Origin of the sequence: Burkholderia sp. 9120 (assembly GCF_000745015.1) — a bacterium.
Lineage (GTDB): Bacteria > Pseudomonadota > Gammaproteobacteria > Burkholderiales > Burkholderiaceae > Paraburkholderia.
In genome coordinates this window covers 6,051,968-6,070,233 of the sequence record NZ_JQNA01000002.1, presented here as the reverse complement: position 1 = coordinate 6,070,233, position 18,266 = coordinate 6,051,968, and the positions used below count along the sequence as shown (strand labels likewise).

Below are 18,266 nucleotides of genomic sequence, written 5' to 3'. Positions count from 1 at the left end.
GCCGTTATCGGCGCCCTTTTTTCGTTTGAGCGGGAGGTGATCGGAGGACATCAGCGCGTCAAACTGAGCGGTACACAATACGCTGGACTCCAAAGCAACACTCGCGCCTGGCAGGGAAATGCGTCCAATGCTCGCTCTACTGACGTGTTACAGTGGGTCAACAGCTTGCAGTTCTCCTGCGCGCTCGCGCAGTCCCCGACGCAAACGCTTCGCATCACCGCGCCCTGCTCCGAACAGGGTCCCGTTCCTCCTACTCTGCTTTGCGATGTCGTCAGCCGACCGGTTTGAAAGCGGCCGTTGCTCACGCGCATCGTCGATCATTACCGTGTTTTCGTGAGACGTCTTCTGCCGGCCGCGCGACTCGCCGCAACGTAGCGTTCACGAAAGCCCTCACTGGAGACGACCATCATGAGCAACACGATTCGACACTATCGAGGACTCGAGATCTATCCGTTGGTTTATCCGCACCAGCCGAGAGATCGCGACGGCGCCCGTCACTACGACGCGGGCTTCGACGCCGCAGTGCGCATTTGCCGGCGCGGCAGCGATCACATCGTCACCGGCAGCCGTCTATTTGTGGTGCCGAGCGCATCGCCGTTCGACGCCGCCGGCGTCGCGCGCATTGCGTCGACCAGCTACGCCGAACAGGTGATCGACGGCATGGTAGCCGGTCAGTCGATCGCCGGGCTTTGACGCGCGCAACGATGGCAAGTCACGTTTCCAAACGCTCGCAGGGCGAGCAGGCTCCGGCTCTCGTCGGCCGTGATAATTATCAGGTGTCGGCGTCGTCGCGGCGTACGTCGAGCGGCACCGTGCCGACGCTGAAAGTCATCCGTCTGAGCGACGATCGGGTGATCTACCCGTTCCAGGGGCACGCCGACATGCCCTTTTTCGACGAAGCCGACGACGCGCAATCGTATGCCGAGCGATACGGCTGGCAATTGGTGGATGGGGATATCGCCGTACCTGAGTAAGCCGTTCGACGAGCGGACGGGAAGTCGGCACGCAAGATTTGCGGATATCGGTCATTTGTACTCGCGCCGCCTTGCCTTCCTGACGTCTGCCCGTGGGATTGCTGCGATTTGCCTCAAATCTTCCTAGGCCGAAAGCATGCTTGATTGACAAGGCAAAAGTACCAGTTATCCACAAGGTTATTCAGTGAATCTGTGGATAACTTTTCCCGGCGATAAAGTTATCCACCGGTTGCCGCGCCTCCCGGTCGCCCACGCGACCGGCGACAAGTCGCCAGCGGTCATCGCCGCACCCGCCGCGGCTTTTGCCTATGATGAACGTGCATGAACGTGCGTTACCCGCTTGCGCGTCCCGCGCATCTCATTCGAGGAAACGAACCATGGCATATCACATCGCAGTCGTCGTCGGCAGCTTGCGTCGCGAGTCGTTCAACCGCCATCTGGCGCAAGCCGTGATTTCGCTTGCGCCTTCCGACTTCACGTTCGAATTCATCGACATCGGCTCGCTGCCACTCTACAGCCAGGACTACGACGCCGACTATCCCGAAGCCGGCAAGCAGTTGAAGCAGCGTATCGAGGCGGCCGACGGCCTGCTGTTCGTCACCCCCGAATACAACCGCTCGATTCCTGGCGTGCTGAAGAATGCGCTCGACTGGGGGTCGCGCCCGTGGGGCACGAATTCGTGGGGCAACAAACCCGGTGCGGTGATCGGCACGTCGGTCGGGGCGACCGGCGCGGCGTTGGCGCAGCAGCATTTGCGTAACGTGCTGGCTTATCTCGATGTCGCCACGCTGGCGCAACCCGAAGTGTTTATCAAACACGACCTGTCGGTGATCAACGAAAAAGGCGAGATTGTGAGCGACGGCACGCGCAAGTTTCTGCAGACGTTCGTCGACCGTTACGTCGCGTGGGTTAAGCGCCAGACGGCCTGACGGCTCATCAAATTTTCGCTGCCTCACGACGATAGGCCTCGCTAGAGAAAGGTGAGGCCTATATCGCCGGGACTGCACCGCAAGACCGAGCGGGCACACGGCGGCCTCGCCCTGGATTCAAGGCGTGCCGCCGCACCACGCTACACGTGATGATGCCCCGTCACCCGCTCCCAGCCATGACGCACGGCGAGCTTGAACCGCTCCCACGCGCTATCCGGCGCGGTCGTTTCCCACTGACGCCGTACTTCCGGTTCGACGTCGTCCCAAGGCATGTCGCGAAAGCGCGCGTCCTGACCGATTTCCGCGCCATAGCGGTACGCCGGCACATAGTCCTCGTAACGCGAATTTTCCGCCGCGTATTGCTCGTCATAGTGCGAGCGGAAATCTTCTTCGTATTCGAGGTATTCGTTCGGAATCTGGGCGCCTAAACCCGAGGTGGGATGCGTTGCTTCGGGAACGACTTCAGACGGCTGCATGATCGCGCCAGATCCGCCGATCGAGCCAGCGGCGATCGCACTACGCCCCGCATCGCCGACCAGCGGATCTGTCACCGGTTCGTTGACCGGATCCAGCACCGGACGTTCGTTGAGCGGCGGCGGCACGAACGGCTCGGCGTCGATATTGCCCGGCGGCATGGCGTAGAGCGGATCAGCCATCGTCGGGCTGGCACTCGGGGGCGCTACACCGGCTGCCGGTGCGTCAGCCCCCATCACTCCCGACGCTGCCACGCTCGACGAACGCGGCGTTCCGGACCTCACCGTCCCAATGCCGAGTTCGTCGAGCACCGAATGCTCGCGACCCGGCGCAGCGTCCTCATTCCACTCCGGCACCCGTTCGCCGATATCGACCGCGCCGAGCCGCGTCAACGTTTCGCGCGCCAAATCCGCGTGAGCTTCACTTACCGCGTTGACGCACACCAGCACCGCGCCGCGCCGCACGGCCTCGGCATAGCGCGCCGTGTCCGGCGCGCGTGCGCCGGTGGCGAACAGGCTTGACAGAAAGCGCTCGATATTCGCGATCACGCCGGTGCTGGCGACCTCATCGGTTGCCGAGCCGACGGACGGTTCAGGATTGGCCTGCAGCTCGATCGTTTCGCGTGCAAAGCCGGTTTGAACGAGCGTGTCGCGGGCGCCTTCCGCTTGAGAATAAGTGTCGAATAAACCAATCACGGTATGTTGCATGGCTGTCTCCCGACGTATTGAATGGACTGACGGGCGTCGCGATACGCGGGCCCTCCATCCGATGCATGCCGCAACGATCGTGCCGGAGTCGGCGCAGAGGTGCCCAAGCCCCTAGGTCCGTGTAGGCCAGCCTGCGCTGAAGAATTGGTGACACCTGCCCACCTGGCACCGCAGGGCAGCGACGCGGCGCTTTTACAACGCCGGTAAATGGCGTGGACCTTGACCCACGCCTCAAACACGCGCAAACACGCCTCAAAGCCACCACCCGCTTCAATCCGCCGACTGCGGCGCGGGATCCGTCCCCGTCTGCGTCAAATCGTGCTGGATCGCTCGCAGCGGTTGCTCCAGCAGGCCGATATCGAAGGGTTTGGAAAGCACCCGCACGTCCACGTGTCGCGCACGGTCGAGTTCTTCCGCGTAGCCGGTTACCAGAATGACCGGCAATTGCGTGTCGAACGCCAGCACCGCCTCGGCCAGATCGATACCGTTCATCTTCCCCGGCATGTGGATGTCCGACAGCACCAGATCGAACGGCAGCGGTTCACCCGTGCGGGCTCGTCGCGCGTGGGCGTCGTCGAACAGGCGCAGCGCGGTATCGGCATTGAATACGCAGGTGATCTGGTGGCCCATCATCTGCAGCAGCGCTTCGGTGCCGGCCGCCACTTCCTCGTTGTCTTCGACCAGCAGAATGCGCAGCCCCTGCGGCGCGCCGCTCTCGTCGACGCTCGTCTCAGGCGGAGCGTCGGCGGCAGGTTCGTCGGTCGCGCGCGGCAGATACAGGCGCACCGATGTACCTGCGCCGACCGCGCTGTCGATCGCGGCCAGCCCGCCGGAGCGTTCGCAGAACGCAAAAACCTGCGGCAGCCCGAGGCCCGTGCCCATGCCTTGCGACTTGGTCGTGTAGAGCGGTTCGAAGGCCCGCGCGAGCACGTCGGGCGCCATGCCGATGCCGGTATCTTCTAGCGACAGTTGCACGAACTCGCCGCTCAGCGGAAAGCCGTCGTCGCGACGAAAATGGATATTCGCGGCTCGCACGGTGAAACGGCCGCCGTTCGGCATCGCATCGCGCGCGTTGATGGCGACGTTGATCAGCGCGAGTTCGAGCTCGGCGACGTCGACGTGCATCGGCCAAACCTCTACGCCAATATCGATCACCAGCGACACCTTCGCGCCGAGCGAAGCGCGCAACAGTTCGCGGCAGGCCGGCAGCCAGCGCTCGAGCGACAGCGTCTCATTGCGCAACGGCTGTTTGCGCGCCACCCCGAGCAATTGCCGCGTCAGCGACTGGCCGCTCTTGAGCGCGCGTTCCATCGCCGACAATTCGCGATCGAGGCCGGGTGTGCCGCGCCGTCGCGCGATCTGCACGTTGGACGAGAGGATCATCAGCAGATTGTTGAAATCATGCGCGACGCTGCCGACCAGCGTGCCGAGCGCCTCCATCTTGCGCGACTGGCGATACGCGGATTCGATCGAGCGGCGCATCGACGCTTCGGCCTGCCAGCGCTCCCACGCTTCCTCTTCGGCGCCGAGCCGGCGTAGCGACAGCCAGATCACGCACCACAACGCGATGGACGGCGTGAATATCGACAGAATCAACACGCTCAGATGCCGATACCACGCGGCCCAGATCGCCGAGGTGCGATAGCCGCACGACACATACACCGGATACGAGCCGACCCGCCGGAACGCGACGATCATGGCGTCGCCGTCGAGGTCGGAACGCATGGTCACCACGCCCGCCCGCCGACCCTGCGCCAACGCTTCGGCGAACGGCGAATGCGGCGCCACCGCGGCCGGCTCGCGCGGGTTCCGCGGGTTGCGTGGATAGCGCGCGAGGATCGCACCGTCCGTGCGCACCAGGCTCATCGTGATCGGCGTAATGTCGTTGCCGCCGAGCAGCTCGCGGTAGAACGCGTCGAAATAGCTGGGCCGCAACGCGACGGATACGACGCCGGCAAACGCGCCGTCCGCATCGCGCCGCGCGACGCCCGTGTTGAACACCTGCTCGCCGGCGACATGCCCCGTCATCACTTTCGACACGTGGTCGAGATCCTTGCCGCCGCGAATGCCGACGAAATCGTCGCGCTCGCCGATCGAAATAGCCGGTGACGGATAGAACCGGCTGGTGGCCAGCAGACTGCCGTCGCGCCCAAAGATCGACACCGCGGCCACTTGCGGATAACCGCCGCCCATCGTGCGCAGCTTGTCGTGAATGGAAGCTTCGCGGGCGCGAATGCCGTCGTCGTCGAGACCTTCGGTCAGATCGACGACGCGCGCGTCGAGCGTCTCGTTCATGTCGAACACTTTCAGCGCGTGTTCGTCGGCCACCCGCACGGTGCGCAGTGTCAGGTCGGTGGCGTCGGCGACGCGCGAGCGCCAGTCGCTCAACGCCATGATCGCGACATAGACGCACGGCAGCACGATCGCGGCGACCAGCAGCGCAATCAGCGTCATGCGCCGTACGTGGAAATTCTGTTCCGGCACGGCGGGGAACATCGCCTCGTTCTGCCGGCTGGCAGCAAGGCGGTTCGCGGATGGCGGGTCGAACCGGTCGGGTGTCATGGTCGTTAAGGCCAGCTTCGTGCGAAACGAAAAGGGTCCGTTGAAGGCGTCATACGAGAAGCATAGACACACAGCCACGGTAGAAGTTACCTTGGCGAGTCGCTATGTGGGGTGCGGCACGTTATTCGTCTGCTTTTTGAAACAGCGACGAATCGGCAACCGCAAACGTACACAAAAGTATAAATAGCAAAGATAGCTTCCCATATCTATCAAAATATTTTTAAAAATAGTACTTATGGGAAAAATCTCTTTAATGAACGTGGAATTGGCGAGTTGCCTTTCCGTTGATTTGCTTCGAAAATCGATGCCACGATAAAAAATGCGTCCGCCATGTTCGGAGGCATCTGCCGCGAGGGCTGCCAGACCGTGCGTACCACGCACGCCGAAGGCGTTCGCGGAAACACGCGCGCGGCAAGGGACCAGCCCGATCCACGAGGCCGCGCAGATTCATCTACGGGGTAGGCTTCGAACATGCCGGTCATAGCCGTCGTTCACCGTGCGAGCACGCATTCATGCCCGCCCACGGGTTCCGCCAAACGCACCGCGCCGCGCGTGCTCCCCGCTCGCTCGCCATCTGCTTTCCCCTACGCTTCAGCGCACTTAGCCGCTGGTCGACAGACCGTCTGCTAAAGAATTCGCCTGTAAACGCCGTTAACGCGCAAGAGCTAATTTCGCTTTCCGACCCGCCCATGCCTTTGCCTATTGTGATCGCCGACGATTCGCTGCTTGCCCGCAAGGTGCTCACCAAGGCATTGCCGCCGGACTGGGATGTCGATGTGTCCTACGCCACGAACGGGCGCGAAGCGCTCGGTCTGTATCGCGAAGGCAAAGCGTCGGTGATGTTCCTCGATCTGACGATGCCGGACATGACCGGCTACCAGGTGCTCGAAGCTTTGCAGCATGAGGATCTCAACACCTTCGTGATCGTCGTCTCCGCCGATGTCCAGCCGATGGCCCAGTCGCGCGTGCGCGCGCTCGGCGCCGCCGCATTCATCGCCAAGCCCGTGACGCCCGAGGCGGTACTTCCTATCCTCAAGGAGTACGGGTTGTATGTCTGAACCAGTCCTCACCGAAGATCAGCGCGACGCGCTGCAAGAGGTCGCCAATCTGGCGATGGGCCAAGCCGCGACGCGTCTGGCGCGGCTGCTCGATGCGTTCATCGAATTGTCGGTGCCGCGCGTGAGGGTGGTGGCGGTGAGCGAGGCGGCGCAGGCGCTGCGCGAGATGACCGGCATCGAGGACAAGGTCAGCGCGGTGCGTCAGGGCTTTCGCTCCGATATCAAGGGCGAGGCGCTGGTGATTTGCCGCAGCGATAGCGTCGATCAACTGTGTTCGCTGGTCAGCGATCCGTACTCGCGCTCGGCCTACGAGGCGGTCAGCCAGCGCGAGCTGGTGTTCGACGTTGCCAATGTGCTCACGGGCGCGTGCGTGTCGTGCATTCTCGACCAGCTCGGCCGCACGCCGGTGTTCTCGGCGCCCGGCCTGCTCGGCGAAGCGATGACCCTCGACGAAGTGTTCCAGCCGGGCGTGCTGCAATGGGGCGTCGCCTTGCTGGTCGAAGTCAATTTCGCGCTGGAAGACCAGAGCTTCCGCGCCCATCTGGTGATGCTGATGGCGGAAGAGTCGATCCGTCACATGAACGGAGCGCTCGACGAGCTGTTGTCCAGTCTATGAATGTGCCTGTGGAGTCGTTGAGCGATCTGGTTGTCGAACGTGTCGGTTTCGGCATCTTCGTGCTCGATCGCGATATGAACGTCCTCATGTGGAACCGCTTCATGCAGGACCACAGCGGTATAGCGGCCGAGCAGGCAGTCGGCCAGTCGCTGTACACGCATTTCCCCGAACTGCCGCGCGTGTGGCTGTCGCGCAAGATCGAAAGCGTGTTTCAGCTCGGCAGTTTCGCGTTCAGTTCGTGGGAGCAGCGCCCGTATCTGTTCAAGTTCGATCACGACCGGCCGATCACCGGCGGCGTCGATTTCATGCAGCAGGACTGCACGTTCATGCCGCTGATGCGCGATCGCGAAGTGGTGGCCGTGTGCGTGACCATCTCGGACGTCACGCACGTCAGCATCGTGCAGCGCGAACGCGAAGAGGCGGTCGCCAAGCTGCAGGAATACGCGGACCGCGACGGTCTGACGGGAATCGCCAACCGCCGTTTTTTCGAAGCGCGTCTGCGCGACGAATTCACGCGCTGGCAGCGCTACGGCGGCGACATGTCCGTGCTGCTGTTCGATCTCGATCACTTCAAGAAAATCAACGACCAGTTCGGCCACGGCGTCGGCGATACGGTGCTGCGCGTGATGGCGCAGCGCGTGGCCGGCGTGGTGCGCGCGCAGGATACCTTCGGGCGCTTCGGCGGCGAAGAGTTCGCGTTGCTGCTGCCTTGCACACCGCTCGAAGACGCCATGCGCGTCGCGGAAAAGATCCGCTGCACGATCGCCGACACGCCGGTCGAAGTGCAGGGCGTGGGCGTCCCGGTGACGGCGAGCGTCGGCGGTGCGGCGGCGCGCACCGGCGTGCCGGCGTATGACGTGCTCATCAACGAAGCCGATGCCGCGCTGTATAGCGCGAAACGGCAGGGACGCAACCGTTCGATCGCGTTTAACTGAGCGGCGCGGCGGGTTTTTTTTACCGGCTCGGCGTATTGCGTGAGCGCGCGTGCAGCACATTGCGCGGCATAAACTGCCGTCGTACCGGCTGACCTTCCGGCCCCTTATTCACCCGCGAAACTGCGGCATCTCACAAACGTTGATATACTTTTCGCCGTTTCCGGCCTCCCTGCCGGATGTTTCGCGCGTGTCCGCGCGCGCGGGCCGCTCGCCTCGCGGGTGAGTATCAAACTTCTTGAACGCCTTTCAGCGGGCGCCTCCAGCGGAGATCGTCTTGGCTGTTTCCAATCTTGTCGTGGACGAACCAGAAATCGACGCCGCTGCCGCCACGTCCGGCAGCTCGTTTTATCTCGCCATGCGCATCCTGCCGGCTGCACAGCGCGATGCGATGTATCAGGTCTACGCTTTTTGCCGCGCTGTCGACGATATCGCCGACAGCGACATGCCGCGCGTTGAACGCGCCGCCGCGCTCGAGCGCTGGCGGGCCGACATCGACGCGTGCTATGCCGGCGCGCCGCGCGCTTCGTTGCGCGCGCTGACGCGGCACATTCATACGTTTCATCTGCAGCGCGAAGATTTTCACGCGATGATCGACGGCATGGCCATGGACGCCGCCGCCGACATCTGCGCGCCCGACGAAGCCACGCTCGACCTCTACTGCGACCGCGTCGCCAGTGCGGCGGGCCGGCTATCGGTGAGGATATTCGGGATGCAGGACGAACCCGGCCGTTTGCTCGCGCACCATCTGGGCCGCGCACTGCAACTGACCAATATCCTGCGCGATATCGACGAAGACGCCGGCATCAACCGCTGCTACCTGCCGCACGAATTGCTGGCGCGCGAAGGCATCGCGGTGACGAGCCCGACCCAGATCGCCGACGATCCGTCGCTGCCGCGCGTCTGCGCCACGCTCGCCGAGCGCGCCAAGGAACACTTCGCCGCGTCTGACGCGATCATGGACCGCGAATCGCGGGTTCACGTGAAGGCGCCGCGCATCATGTCGGGCGTCTATCGCCTGCTACTCGACCGCACGCTCGACCGCGGCTTCGACATTCCGCGCACGAAGGTCAGCAAGCCGAAGCTGCGCATGCTGTGGATCGTCGCGCGTTACGCGCTCTTCTGAGTTGATGCCGAAGCTCGTCCACGTGGTCGGCGCGGGCCTTGCCGGCCTGGCCGCCGCGGTGCAACTGCAGCGGCGCGGCGCGCAAGTCGTGCTGCACGACGCGGCGGGCTACGCAGGTGGACGTTGCCGTTCGTATTACGACGCCAAACTAGGCGCAACGCTGGACAGCGGCAACCACATCGTGTTGTCGGGTCATACCGCGACGCTGAACTACACGCGGGCGATCGGCGCCGCCGACGAACTGGACGGCCCGGCGCAGCCCGACTATCCATTCGTCGATCTGGCCACGCGGGCGCGCTGGACCGTGCGCATGTCGCCGGGCCGCTTGCCCTGGTGGATCTTCGACCCGAATGCGCGCGTGCCGAACACCGGGCCGGGCGATTATCTGTCGCTCGTGCCGTTGCTGTTCGCCAAGCCCGGACGCAGCGTCGCGCAGACCATGCGCGCCAATGGCCCGCTGTGGGACCGTTTGCTGCGGCCGCTGCTTCACGTGTTGCTGCAGGTCGAGCCGCGTGAGGCATCGGCGGAATTGACGGCGGCCATGGTGCGGGAAACCGTGCTCGCCGGTGGCCTCGCGTGGCGTCCGCTGATGGCGCGCAATGGCCTCGGCAGCGCTTTCGTCGACCCGGCGCTGCGACTGCTGCAACATGGCGGCGCGACCATCCGGCTGGAGTCGAGCCTGAAGGAAATCGGTTTCGCCGCGGACAACCCCCGCGTGCAGACGCTGAACTTCGCGCACGAGCAGATTGCCGTCGACGCCAATCACGCGGTGATTCTCGCCGTACCGCCGGAGATCGCGCAGACGCTGGTGCCCGGCATGCGCGCGCCGACGCGCTTCGCGGCGGCTGCGAGCGTGCATTTCGCGGTCGAGCCGCCGTTCGGTTTGCCGCCGCTCACCGGGCTACTCAACGGGACAGCCGAGTGGCTGTTCGCGTCCGACGGACGCCTCGCCGTGACCGTCGGCAACGCTGAAGCCCTGCTCGACACGCCGCACGAAGCGCTCGCGGCGACCGTGTGGGCCGAAGTTGCCCAGGCGGCCAGTCTGCCCGCCACGCCGATGCCGGCCTGGCAGGTCGTGATGAACAAACGCGCGACCTTTGCCGCGCTGCCGGATCAGGAAACCCTGCGTCCCGGCACGCGCACTCGCTGGAACAACTTGATGCTCGCGGGCGACTGGACGGCCACCGGCCTGCCCGCGACGATTGAAGGCGCGATCCGCTCTGGCCAGAAGGCCGCGGATACGTTGCTGAATGAACCGATGGAACGCCGATGAACGACTTATCTCAAGCTCAGCCGCTGGACGCCGTCCTGCCCGAATTCGCCGCCGCCGCCGCGCCTGCAACGCCCGACGCGCCGGTGACGGCGACGACGGCCGCGCAAGCGCCCGACGCATCGCTCGACGCCGCGATCACGCGCGCGACCGACGCGATCCTCGTCGCGCAGAAACCGGACGGCCACTGGGTCTACGAACTCGAAGCCGACGCGACGATTCCCGCCGAATACGTGCTGCTGGTCCACTACCTCGGCGAAACGCCGAATCTGGAACTGGAGCAGAAAATCGGCCGCTATTTGCGCCGCATCCAGATGGCGGAGGGCGGCTGGCCGTTGTTCACCGACGGCGCGCTCGACATCAGCGCCAGCGTGAAGGCCTACTTCGCCCTGAAGATGATCGGCGATCCGGTCGATGCCGAGCACATGGTCCGCGCTCGCGACGCGATTCTGGCCCATGGCGGCGCGGAAACGGTGAACGTCTTCACGCGGATTCTGCTCGCGCTGTTCGGCGTCGTGTCGTGGCGCGCGGTGCCGATGATGCCGGTCGAAATCACGCTGTTGCCGGAGTGGTTCCCGTTCCATCTGTCGAAGGTGTCGTACTGGGCGCGGACCGTGATCGTGCCGCTGTTGGTGCTCAACGCGAAGCGACCCGTGGCGCGCAATCCGCGACGCGTGCGGATCGACGAGTTGTTCCGCGGCGCGCCGGTCAACGTCGGCCCGCGCGATCGGGCGCCGCATCAGCACCTCGGCTGGTTCCGCTTTTTCAGCGGGGTGGACGTGCTGCTGCGCGCCGTCGACGGTCTGTTTCCGAAAGCGACGCGCGACCGTGCGGTGCGCGCGGCTGTGGCGTTCGTCGACGAACGGTTGAACGGCGAAGACGGCCTCGGCGCGATTTTCCCGGCCATGGCCAATTCGGTGATGATGTACGACGTGCTCGGCTATCCGGCCGATCATCCGAATCGCGCGATTGCGCGTCAGTCGATCGAGAAGCTGCTCGTCATCAAGGATGACGAAGCATATTGCCAACCGTGTCTGTCGCCGGTGTGGGACACCTCGCTGGTTGCGCATGCGCTGCTCGAAACCGGCGAGGCGCATGCCGAACAGGCCGCCGAACGCGGGCTTGCGTGGCTGCGCCCGCTGCAGATTCTCGACGTGCGCGGCGACTGGATCTCGCGTCGGCCGAACGTGCGGCCTGGCGGTTGGGCGTTCCAGTACAACAACGCGCACTATCCGGACGTCGACGATACGGCGGTGGTCGTGATGGCGATGCAGCGCTCGGCCTCGCTCACGCAATCCGACGTGGATCGCGAAGCCATTGCGCGCGCGCGCGAATGGGTGGTCGGCATGCAGAGCAGCGACGGCGGTTGGGGCGCGTTCGAGCCGGAAAACACCCAGTACTACCTGAACAACATTCCGTTCTCCGATCACGGCGCCTTGCTCGATCCGCCGACCGCCGACGTGTCGGGCCGCTGTCTGTCGATGCTCGCGCAGCTCGGCGAACTGCCGAAGGACAGCGAACCGGCGCAGCGCGCGTTCGCGTACATGCTGAAGGAACAGGAATCGGACGGTAGCTGGTACGGCCGTTGGGGCCTGAACTACATCTACGGCACGTGGACCGCGCTGTGTTCGCTGAACGCAGCTGGTTTTCCGCACGACGACCCGCGCATGAAGCGCGCCGCGCAGTGGCTCCTGTCGATCCAGAACGAGGACGGCGGCTGGGGCGAGGGCGGCGAGAGCTACAAGCTCGACTATCGCGGTTACGAACGGGCGCCGAGCACGGCTTCCCAAACCGCGTGGGCGCTGATGGGCCTGATGGCCGTTGGCGAGGTCAATCACGAAGCCGTGGCGCGCGGCGTCGCGTATTTGCAGCGCGAACAGCGCGAGCACGGCTTGTGGGACGAAACGCGTTTCAGCGCGACCGGCTTCCCGCGCGTGTTTTATCTGCGTTACCACGGTTATCGCAAGTTCTTCCCGCTGTGGGCGCTGGCGCGCTTCCGCCATCTGAAGCGCAACGGGCTCACGCGCGTTGCCGTCGGAATGTAACGGATGTCGCTTTCGACAACGCCGTCCGGCGCGGCCGGCCGTGCCGGCTTGCCGGTGATCGTGGTGACGGGCATGGCGTTCGAGGCGCGCATCGCGCGCGGCGAGGGCGTCGAAGTGGTGTACGCGGCGTGCGCCGATCTGCTGGAGCGCGCGTTGAGCGCGGCGGTGGCGCGCGGTTGTGCGGGCATTGTGAGTTTCGGCACGGCGGGCGGGTTGGCGCCGGATCTGGAGCCGGGTTCGATAATCGTCGCGGATGCCGTGGAAGGGCCGTTAGGGCGTCTCCAGACCGATCGGGCGTGGGCGGACAGGCTGGCGGCCGCGCTGACGGCTGGGTCGCTCAAGGCGCGTCTGCGGCGCGGTCTCGTGGCTGCGGTGAGCGCCCCGCTGGTGAGCGCCGACGACAAGAGCGTGCTGCATCGCTCGACCGGTGCGTTGGCGGTGGATATGGAGTCGCACATTGCCGGTGCGACGGCTGCCGCGCATGGCGTGCCGTTCGCGGTGTGCCGCGCGATCGTCGATCCGGCCTGGCGGACGCTGCCGTCCGCGGCGACCGCCGGTCTGCGCGACGACGGCAGCACGGCGCTCGGACCGATTCTGCGGGAATTGCTGCGTCAGCCTTCGCAGCTCGGCGCGCTGATTCAGGTGGCGGTGGATGCGCGGGCGGCGCGAGGTTCGCTGGTTCAGGCGCGACGCGCGATGACCGAGGCGGGCGCTTTGCGGATGGTCGCGGCGGTCTGAGTCGGCGGTTTCGCCCGCTGGGCCTGCCGCCGATTGATTTTCCCTAAGAATTCAGTAGATATTGAACAACTAGGGAAAACCCTTATATTTGGTACAATGTCAGTGTTAACCCTAGGTTGGGGCGGCGAGCCTCGCCAGGTGCCTCGAACACGGAGTACCAAATGAATTTCCATACCAGAAAGTGGGTCAAGCCCGAAGATCTCAACCCCAACGGCACGCTGTTCGGCGGTAGCCTGCTGCGCTGGATCGACGAAGAAGCCGCGATCTACGCGATCTGCCAACTGGACAACCAGCGGGTGGTGACCAAGTTCATGTCCGAAATCAATTTCGTCAGTTCGGCGCGGCAGGGCGACATCATTGAACTCGGCATGACCGCCACGCACTTTGGCCGCACGTCGCTGACGCTGCGCTGTGAAGTGCGCAACAAGATCACGCGCAAGAGCATCCTGACCGTCGAAAAGATGGTGTTCGTCAATCTGGACGAGAACGGCGAACCGGCGCCTCATGGACGCACGCAGATTCGTTACGCGGAAGAGGCGTTTGCGAGATATCGCGAGGATTCGCGGCCGGGGGCGGTAGTTGAAGAAGAGATGGCTGCGCGGGGTGAGGTGGATAGCCTGCACTGAGGCTAGAGGCGCGACCGGCGATGCTGTGCTGGCCGCACGGCATTGCATTCAGAAGGCGTCGCGCCCGTTTTGCCATTTCAGCCTAGCCCCGCTTTACGCGGGGTTTTTCTTTGTCCGCCTTGTACGGCGTTCAGCGCGGCACGCCAGCGTTTAGTGCTTCCTTTGCGCCGTTCTTAGGACGTAGACATAGGCGGCGACGATCAGTACGGTGATTCCATCAATGATTCCGAGTGTGGGTAGGGGATTTGACCACTTATCCATATTGGTCGTCATGGAGTAATGCGGAGGACCACCGCCATATGCTTCTTGCAGATTAAGTACGTTGAACGCGATTACCAGCGCCAGCAGGAGTAGCAGGAGCGCGCCCAAAACAACGACAGCAGTTCGGTTACGTGTCATGTCGGTATTTGACGGTCTGTCCATGCCGACTGTTGATCGTCAGCACGATGCAATAAAAAGGCGTCTTCCCTAGGAGCTAGGGCGACGCCTTCGTCACTGCGATAAGCCGAGCAGGCTTTCTATTGAACGGCAGGCGCCGCCGCCGGCTGCTTACCCACTTCCGATGCGGGTTGCGGCGTCGGCGCTGCCGCGCCCGAAGCCGCCGCCGGCGCAGCCGGCATAACACCCGCCGCGCCGCTAGCCGGCGCATTGCCCGGGTCCGCGTAGTTCGGCACGCCCGCAGGCGCACCCGTAGCCGCCCCTGACGCCGCATTCGGCGCCTCGGCGGCATCGCCCGGGTCCGCATAATTCGGCAAGCCGCCCGCCGTGCCCTTCGCGGGAGCTGCGGCACCGGAATCGCCCTGATCGTCATAGTTCGGCAACGGCGCCGCATTGTCGCCAGTACCGCGCAGACGCGCCTTGCGCTGCTGCGTGTACGCATCCCGCACGAACGAGTACTTGTCCAGCGCCGCCTGCTGCAACAGATCTGTCGCGCCCAGCAGGTCGGAACGCACACTCACGAACTGCAGGACGTACAGCGGATTGCGCAGCGCCGGCTCCATGTAGTTCAACGGGTTGAACTTCACGTCGACCACCAGCCCCATGCTGTCCCGCACCGTGCTCGGACCAAACAGCGGCAGAACCAGATACGGACCCGACGGCACGCCCCAGTGTCCCAGCGTCAGCCCGAAATCCTGATGATGCTTCGGCAGCCCCGCCGGCGTCGCCCAATCCAGCAGGCCGCCCAAACCGAAGGTCGAGTTGAACGCGAAACGCACGAGGTCTTCGGTTGCGTCCGTGATCTTCAATTGCAGCAGCGCGTTCGCGGCGTTGCTCAGGTCGCCCAGATTCGAGAAGAAGTTGCTGACGGCCGTGCGCAACGGCTGCGGCGTCACTTTCTGATAACCCTGCGCGACGGGCCGCGCGATGTACGTGTCCAACCCGTCGTTGAATTTGAACACCACCCGGTTCACCGGCTCGAACGGGTCGCCGGGCTTGCGGTCGGGACCGGTCGCGCAGCCAGAGATCAGACCGGTGGCGGCCAGCGCCAGCACGGTGTTACGCAGCTTCATGCTTATATTCCTTTGTGCTTCGAGCGACGTGGACGCGGCTTGCCCATCAACACGGGTTGGAACACCACCGCGCCGATCAGCGTACAGAACAACGACAGCGCCAGCAGGCGTCCCATGCTGGACGTCCCCGGATGATGCGACAGCCAGAGGCTGCCGAACGCTGTCGCCGTAGTCGCCGCGCTGAACAGCACGGCGTGCGTCAGGCTCGACTGCAACAGGCCGGTCTGGCCGTTGCGCCATGCCATCACGAAGTAAATCTTGAATGCTACGCCGACGCCGAGCATCAGCGGCAGCGCAATGATATTCGCGAAGTTCAGCGGCATGCCGAACACCACGCACAACTCCAGGGTCACGAGCGCCGAGACCAGCAGCGGCACCAGCGTGCGCAGCATGTCGCCGACGCGCCGCAGCGCGATCCACAGCAGGATCGCGATCGACAGCAACGCCCAGCCGGCGGCCTGCAGGAACGCCTTGATGATCGTGTCGGCGGAATTCAGGATCGAAATCGGACCGCCGATCGCGTCCGGCTCCGCCTTCTTCACCGCATGGACGAAGCTGGCGAGCACGGTGTCGTCGTTCGGATCGGCGCCGGGCTTGATCTTCGGCGCGATGTCGACGAGCGCGCGGCCGTCTTTCGACACCCAGCCGCTGGAGATTTCCTTCGGCAGATTCTCTCGGGTGATTTGAGTTGGCTGCAACAGATCCGCCAGCTGCTTCAGCGCGATGCGCAACGGCTCGGACAGCGCGGTTTCGGCGCGGTCGCGCGTGGCGGCGTCGGCGGCGGCGAGCTTTTGTAGTGTTGCGGACAGATGCTGGGCTTCGGCCGCGCCGGGGCCCGGATGATCTTCGGCGGCGAGCGAGAGCTGATTCGACGCGCGCTTGAGCGTGGCCACGCGCACGGCGTCCGTGGCGGCCGGCGCGGGTTGCTGCTGCAGCGCGGGCAGCAGTTGCTGCGCGGCGCTGGCGACCAGCATCATTTTTTGCTGCTGCTCGGTGGGGACGAACGTATCGAGCGTCGTGACGCGCCCCACTTCCGGCAACGTGCGCAGATGCGCGGCTTTTTTATCCGCGTCGGCGAGCGACGCCGCCAGCACATGCACGTTGTTGACCGAGGCTTCCGGCGAATCCTTCAGCGACAGCAGCGTTGCCATCGACTCCGTATGCGGATCCTTCAGATGCAGCGGGTTGAAGTCGAAGCGCAGATGCGTGAGCAGCGGCGACGCGCCGATCACGACGATCAGCGTGCCGATCAGCACCGGCTTGCGGTGATGGTCGAGAAAATCGTCGACGGGTGCGAGCTGCTTGAAACCCGGCGATGCGGCTTCGCCCGGCGGATTGAAGAGCTTCAACAGAGCCGGCAGCAGCGTCATGTTGGTGAAGTACGCGACGAACATGCCGACGCCGGCGATCTCACCCAACTCCGAAACGCCGCGATAAGCGGTCGGCAGGAACGAGAAGAAGCTCAACGCGACCGCTACGGCCGCAAGCGTCAGCGGCACGCCGATGCTGTGTGCCGTGTGCATGAGCGCGGCGGAAAGACGGTTGTCGCGATTGCGCTCTTCGCGATATTTGACGCCGAACTGCACGCCGAAATCGACCCCGAGCCCGACGAACAACACCATGAACGCGACCGAAATCATGTTCAGCGCGCCCACCAGCATCAGACCGAGCGCCGCGGTGATCGCAAGCCCGACGAACAGCGTGATGAACACGGCGGCGATCATGCGGCCCGAACGCAGCGCGAGCCACAGAATGATCAACACGACGATAAAGGTGCCGATGCCGTTCAGCGCCGCGCCGTCCTTGACCGACGCGAACTCTTCATCCGCGAGCGGCTGTTCGCCGGTCAGGCGGACGGTGGCGCCGTAGCGCGCTTCGAGGCGCAGCGCCACGGCGGTCGCGCGGATCGATTTCGACGCGCTCGCGCCCGGCTCCAGCGCGTCGTAGTTCACGACCGGCTGCACGACGACGAACGCGCGCGCCGGGTTGGTGGCGACGCCCTTGTCGACCAGCGCGCGCCACGAGAACGCGGCCGGCTGTCCGGCCAGCACGCGATCGAGCGTGGTCGCGCTGGTCGACAGCAGATGGCTCATGTCGGCGAGCTTCACCTGACCCAACTGCAGCGGCAGCAACAGGCTCGTGGTGAGCGTGCCGGCGAGGCCGGTCAGGCTCGGATCGTGCGCGAGCGCATTGACCAGCGGACGCGACTGCACGAGTTGCGACGTGGTGGACAGGACTTCGTCGGTGGACGGAAACAGCAGGCCGTTGTGATCGAAGAACGGACCGCCGGCCGGCTGCGATACCTGCACGAACTCCTTCGGATCGGCTTTCAGCGCGGCGGTCAGCGCGTCGGCGGCGGCGTCGGCGAATTCCGGCGCGCGCGCCTCGACGACCACCAGCACGGTATCGCCGCGATCCGGGAAAGCCTGATCCATCGCGTGTTCGAGCGACGTCCATTGCTTGTCCGTGTCGATCAGACGGCTGATGTCCGTGTTGATCTTGAAGTTATGGGCCACGTAGATGCCGCTCAGAACGGCGAGCGCGAGCGACACGGCGACGATCCGTAGCGGATATCGCACCGAGTAGGCGACGAGACGGACAATAGATGACTTCAGCATGTAGGCGAAACTGGCCTTATCACGGGACGTTGTTTTTGACGAAAGTGCACAAGTATACAGAGCCCGAGGGATCCGGGCCG

Annotated in this window: 15 protein-coding genes; 11 read left to right on the top strand and 4 right to left on the bottom strand. The window is 64.5% G+C overall.

All coding sequences use genetic code 11. The features are described 5' to 3' along the window. The first annotated feature begins 408 nt into the window (after positions 1–408). The 3 genes from FA94_RS35020 to FA94_RS35010 all read left to right on the top strand — a co-directional run bounded on the left by FA94_RS35020 (position 409) and on the right by FA94_RS35010 (position 1,903). Positions 409–693 carry a hypothetical protein gene (locus FA94_RS35020; protein WP_035560589.1) on the top strand — a complete coding sequence of 95 codons (285 nt, stop codon included), beginning with the start codon at positions 409–411 and terminating at the stop codon, positions 691–693. A gap of 11 nt (positions 694–704) precedes the next feature. Continuing rightward, positions 705–974: a DUF6723 family protein gene (locus tag FA94_RS35015; protein WP_035560586.1), complete on the top strand. Its 270-nt coding sequence runs from the start codon at positions 705–707 to the stop codon at positions 972–974. Between the two features lie 377 nt (positions 975–1,351). After that, complete coding sequence (locus FA94_RS35010) at positions 1,352–1,903, top strand: NADPH-dependent FMN reductase (protein ID WP_035560583.1); 552 nt, start codon at positions 1,352–1,354, stop codon at positions 1,901–1,903. A gap of 140 nt (positions 1,904–2,043) precedes the next feature. On the opposite strand, the gene FA94_RS35005 is transcribed toward FA94_RS35010, so the two are convergent. After that, positions 2,044–3,084, bottom strand: coding sequence for a hypothetical protein (locus tag FA94_RS35005; RefSeq protein WP_035560580.1), 1,041 nt, complete (start codon positions 3,082–3,084; stop codon positions 2,044–2,046). 270 nt (positions 3,085–3,354) lie between these two features. Continuing rightward, the gene (locus FA94_RS35000; protein ID WP_035560576.1) at positions 3,355–5,646 is read right to left on the bottom strand and encodes a hybrid sensor histidine kinase/response regulator family protein; all 2,292 of its coding nucleotides are present in this window, start codon (positions 5,644–5,646) and stop codon (positions 3,355–3,357) included. A gap of 689 nt (positions 5,647–6,335) precedes the next feature. Between FA94_RS35000 and FA94_RS34995 the strand changes: the two genes are divergently transcribed. From FA94_RS34995 to FA94_RS34960, 8 genes are all read left to right on the top strand, one after another. Then, complete coding sequence (locus FA94_RS34995; protein ID WP_028195969.1) at positions 6,336–6,704, top strand: response regulator; 369 nt, start codon at positions 6,336–6,338, stop codon at positions 6,702–6,704. After that, on the top strand, positions 6,697–7,320 hold the full coding sequence (locus FA94_RS34990; RefSeq protein ID WP_035560572.1) for a chemotaxis protein CheC: 624 nt from the start codon (positions 6,697–6,699) through the stop codon (positions 7,318–7,320). The genes FA94_RS34995 and FA94_RS34990 overlap by 8 nt, the downstream gene beginning before the upstream one ends. Beyond that, positions 7,317–8,255, top strand: coding sequence for a GGDEF domain-containing protein (locus FA94_RS34985; protein ID WP_035560569.1), 939 nt, complete (start codon positions 7,317–7,319; stop codon positions 8,253–8,255). Before FA94_RS34990 ends, FA94_RS34985 begins: the two co-directional genes overlap by 4 nt. Positions 8,256–8,529: 274 nt before the next feature. Beyond that, positions 8,530–9,378: a presqualene diphosphate synthase HpnD gene (hpnD, locus tag FA94_RS34980; RefSeq protein WP_035560566.1), complete on the top strand. Its 849-nt coding sequence runs from the start codon at positions 8,530–8,532 to the stop codon at positions 9,376–9,378. A gap of 4 nt (positions 9,379–9,382) precedes the next feature. After that, positions 9,383–10,651, top strand: coding sequence for a hydroxysqualene dehydroxylase HpnE (hpnE, locus tag FA94_RS34975; RefSeq protein WP_035563998.1), 1,269 nt, complete (start codon positions 9,383–9,385; stop codon positions 10,649–10,651). After that, on the top strand, positions 10,648–12,693 hold the full coding sequence (shc, locus tag FA94_RS34970; protein ID WP_035560562.1) for a squalene--hopene cyclase: 2,046 nt from the start codon (positions 10,648–10,650) through the stop codon (positions 12,691–12,693). Before hpnE ends, shc begins: the two co-directional genes overlap by 4 nt. Before the next feature lie 3 nt (positions 12,694–12,696). Beyond that, a complete protein-coding gene (locus tag FA94_RS34965; protein ID WP_035560560.1) occupies positions 12,697–13,431 on the top strand; it encodes a phosphorylase in 735 nt (244 codons plus the stop codon). A gap of 161 nt (positions 13,432–13,592) precedes the next feature. After that, positions 13,593–14,057, top strand: coding sequence for an acyl-CoA thioesterase (locus FA94_RS34960; protein ID WP_035560557.1), 465 nt, complete (start codon positions 13,593–13,595; stop codon positions 14,055–14,057). Positions 14,058–14,575: 518 nt separating this feature from the next. On the opposite strand, the gene FA94_RS34950 is transcribed toward FA94_RS34960, so the two are convergent. Further along, positions 14,576–15,568: an MlaA family lipoprotein gene (locus FA94_RS34950; RefSeq protein WP_035560554.1), complete on the bottom strand. Its 993-nt coding sequence runs from the start codon at positions 15,566–15,568 to the stop codon at positions 14,576–14,578. Positions 15,569–15,570: 2 nt separating this feature from the next. Next, positions 15,571–18,186 (bottom strand): hopanoid transporter HpnN, encoded by a 2,616-nt coding sequence (gene hpnN / locus FA94_RS34945; protein WP_035560550.1) that lies wholly within the window; start codon positions 18,184–18,186, stop codon positions 15,571–15,573. Between the last annotated feature and the right edge of the window lie 80 nt (positions 18,187–18,266).

Coding starts and splice junctions, on each gene's coding strand:
- FA94_RS35020 (WP_035560589.1), top strand. CDS start 409: ATGAGCAACACGATTCGACACTATCGAGGACTCGAGATCTATCCGTTG.
- FA94_RS35000 (WP_035560576.1), bottom strand. CDS start 5,646: ATGACACCCGACCGGTTCGACCCGCCATCCGCGAACCGCCTTGCTGCC.
- FA94_RS34960 (WP_035560557.1), top strand. CDS start 13,593: ATGAATTTCCATACCAGAAAGTGGGTCAAGCCCGAAGATCTCAACCCC.
- FA94_RS34965 (WP_035560560.1), top strand. CDS start 12,697: ATGTCGCTTTCGACAACGCCGTCCGGCGCGGCCGGCCGTGCCGGCTTG.
- FA94_RS35010 (WP_035560583.1), top strand. CDS start 1,352: ATGGCATATCACATCGCAGTCGTCGTCGGCAGCTTGCGTCGCGAGTCG.
- hpnE (WP_035563998.1), top strand. CDS start 9,383: ATGCCGAAGCTCGTCCACGTGGTCGGCGCGGGCCTTGCCGGCCTGGCC.
- FA94_RS34985 (WP_035560569.1), top strand. CDS start 7,317: ATGAATGTGCCTGTGGAGTCGTTGAGCGATCTGGTTGTCGAACGTGTC.
- FA94_RS34950 (WP_035560554.1), bottom strand. CDS start 15,568: ATGAAGCTGCGTAACACCGTGCTGGCGCTGGCCGCCACCGGTCTGATC.
- FA94_RS34990 (WP_035560572.1), top strand. CDS start 6,697: ATGTCTGAACCAGTCCTCACCGAAGATCAGCGCGACGCGCTGCAAGAG.
- FA94_RS34995 (WP_028195969.1), top strand. CDS start 6,336: ATGCCTTTGCCTATTGTGATCGCCGACGATTCGCTGCTTGCCCGCAAG.
- shc (WP_035560562.1), top strand. CDS start 10,648: ATGAACGACTTATCTCAAGCTCAGCCGCTGGACGCCGTCCTGCCCGAA.
- FA94_RS35005 (WP_035560580.1), bottom strand. CDS start 3,084: ATGCAACATACCGTGATTGGTTTATTCGACACTTATTCTCAAGCGGAA.
- hpnN (WP_035560550.1), bottom strand. CDS start 18,186: ATGCTGAAGTCATCTATTGTCCGTCTCGTCGCCTACTCGGTGCGATAT.
- FA94_RS35015 (WP_035560586.1), top strand. CDS start 705: ATGGCAAGTCACGTTTCCAAACGCTCGCAGGGCGAGCAGGCTCCGGCT.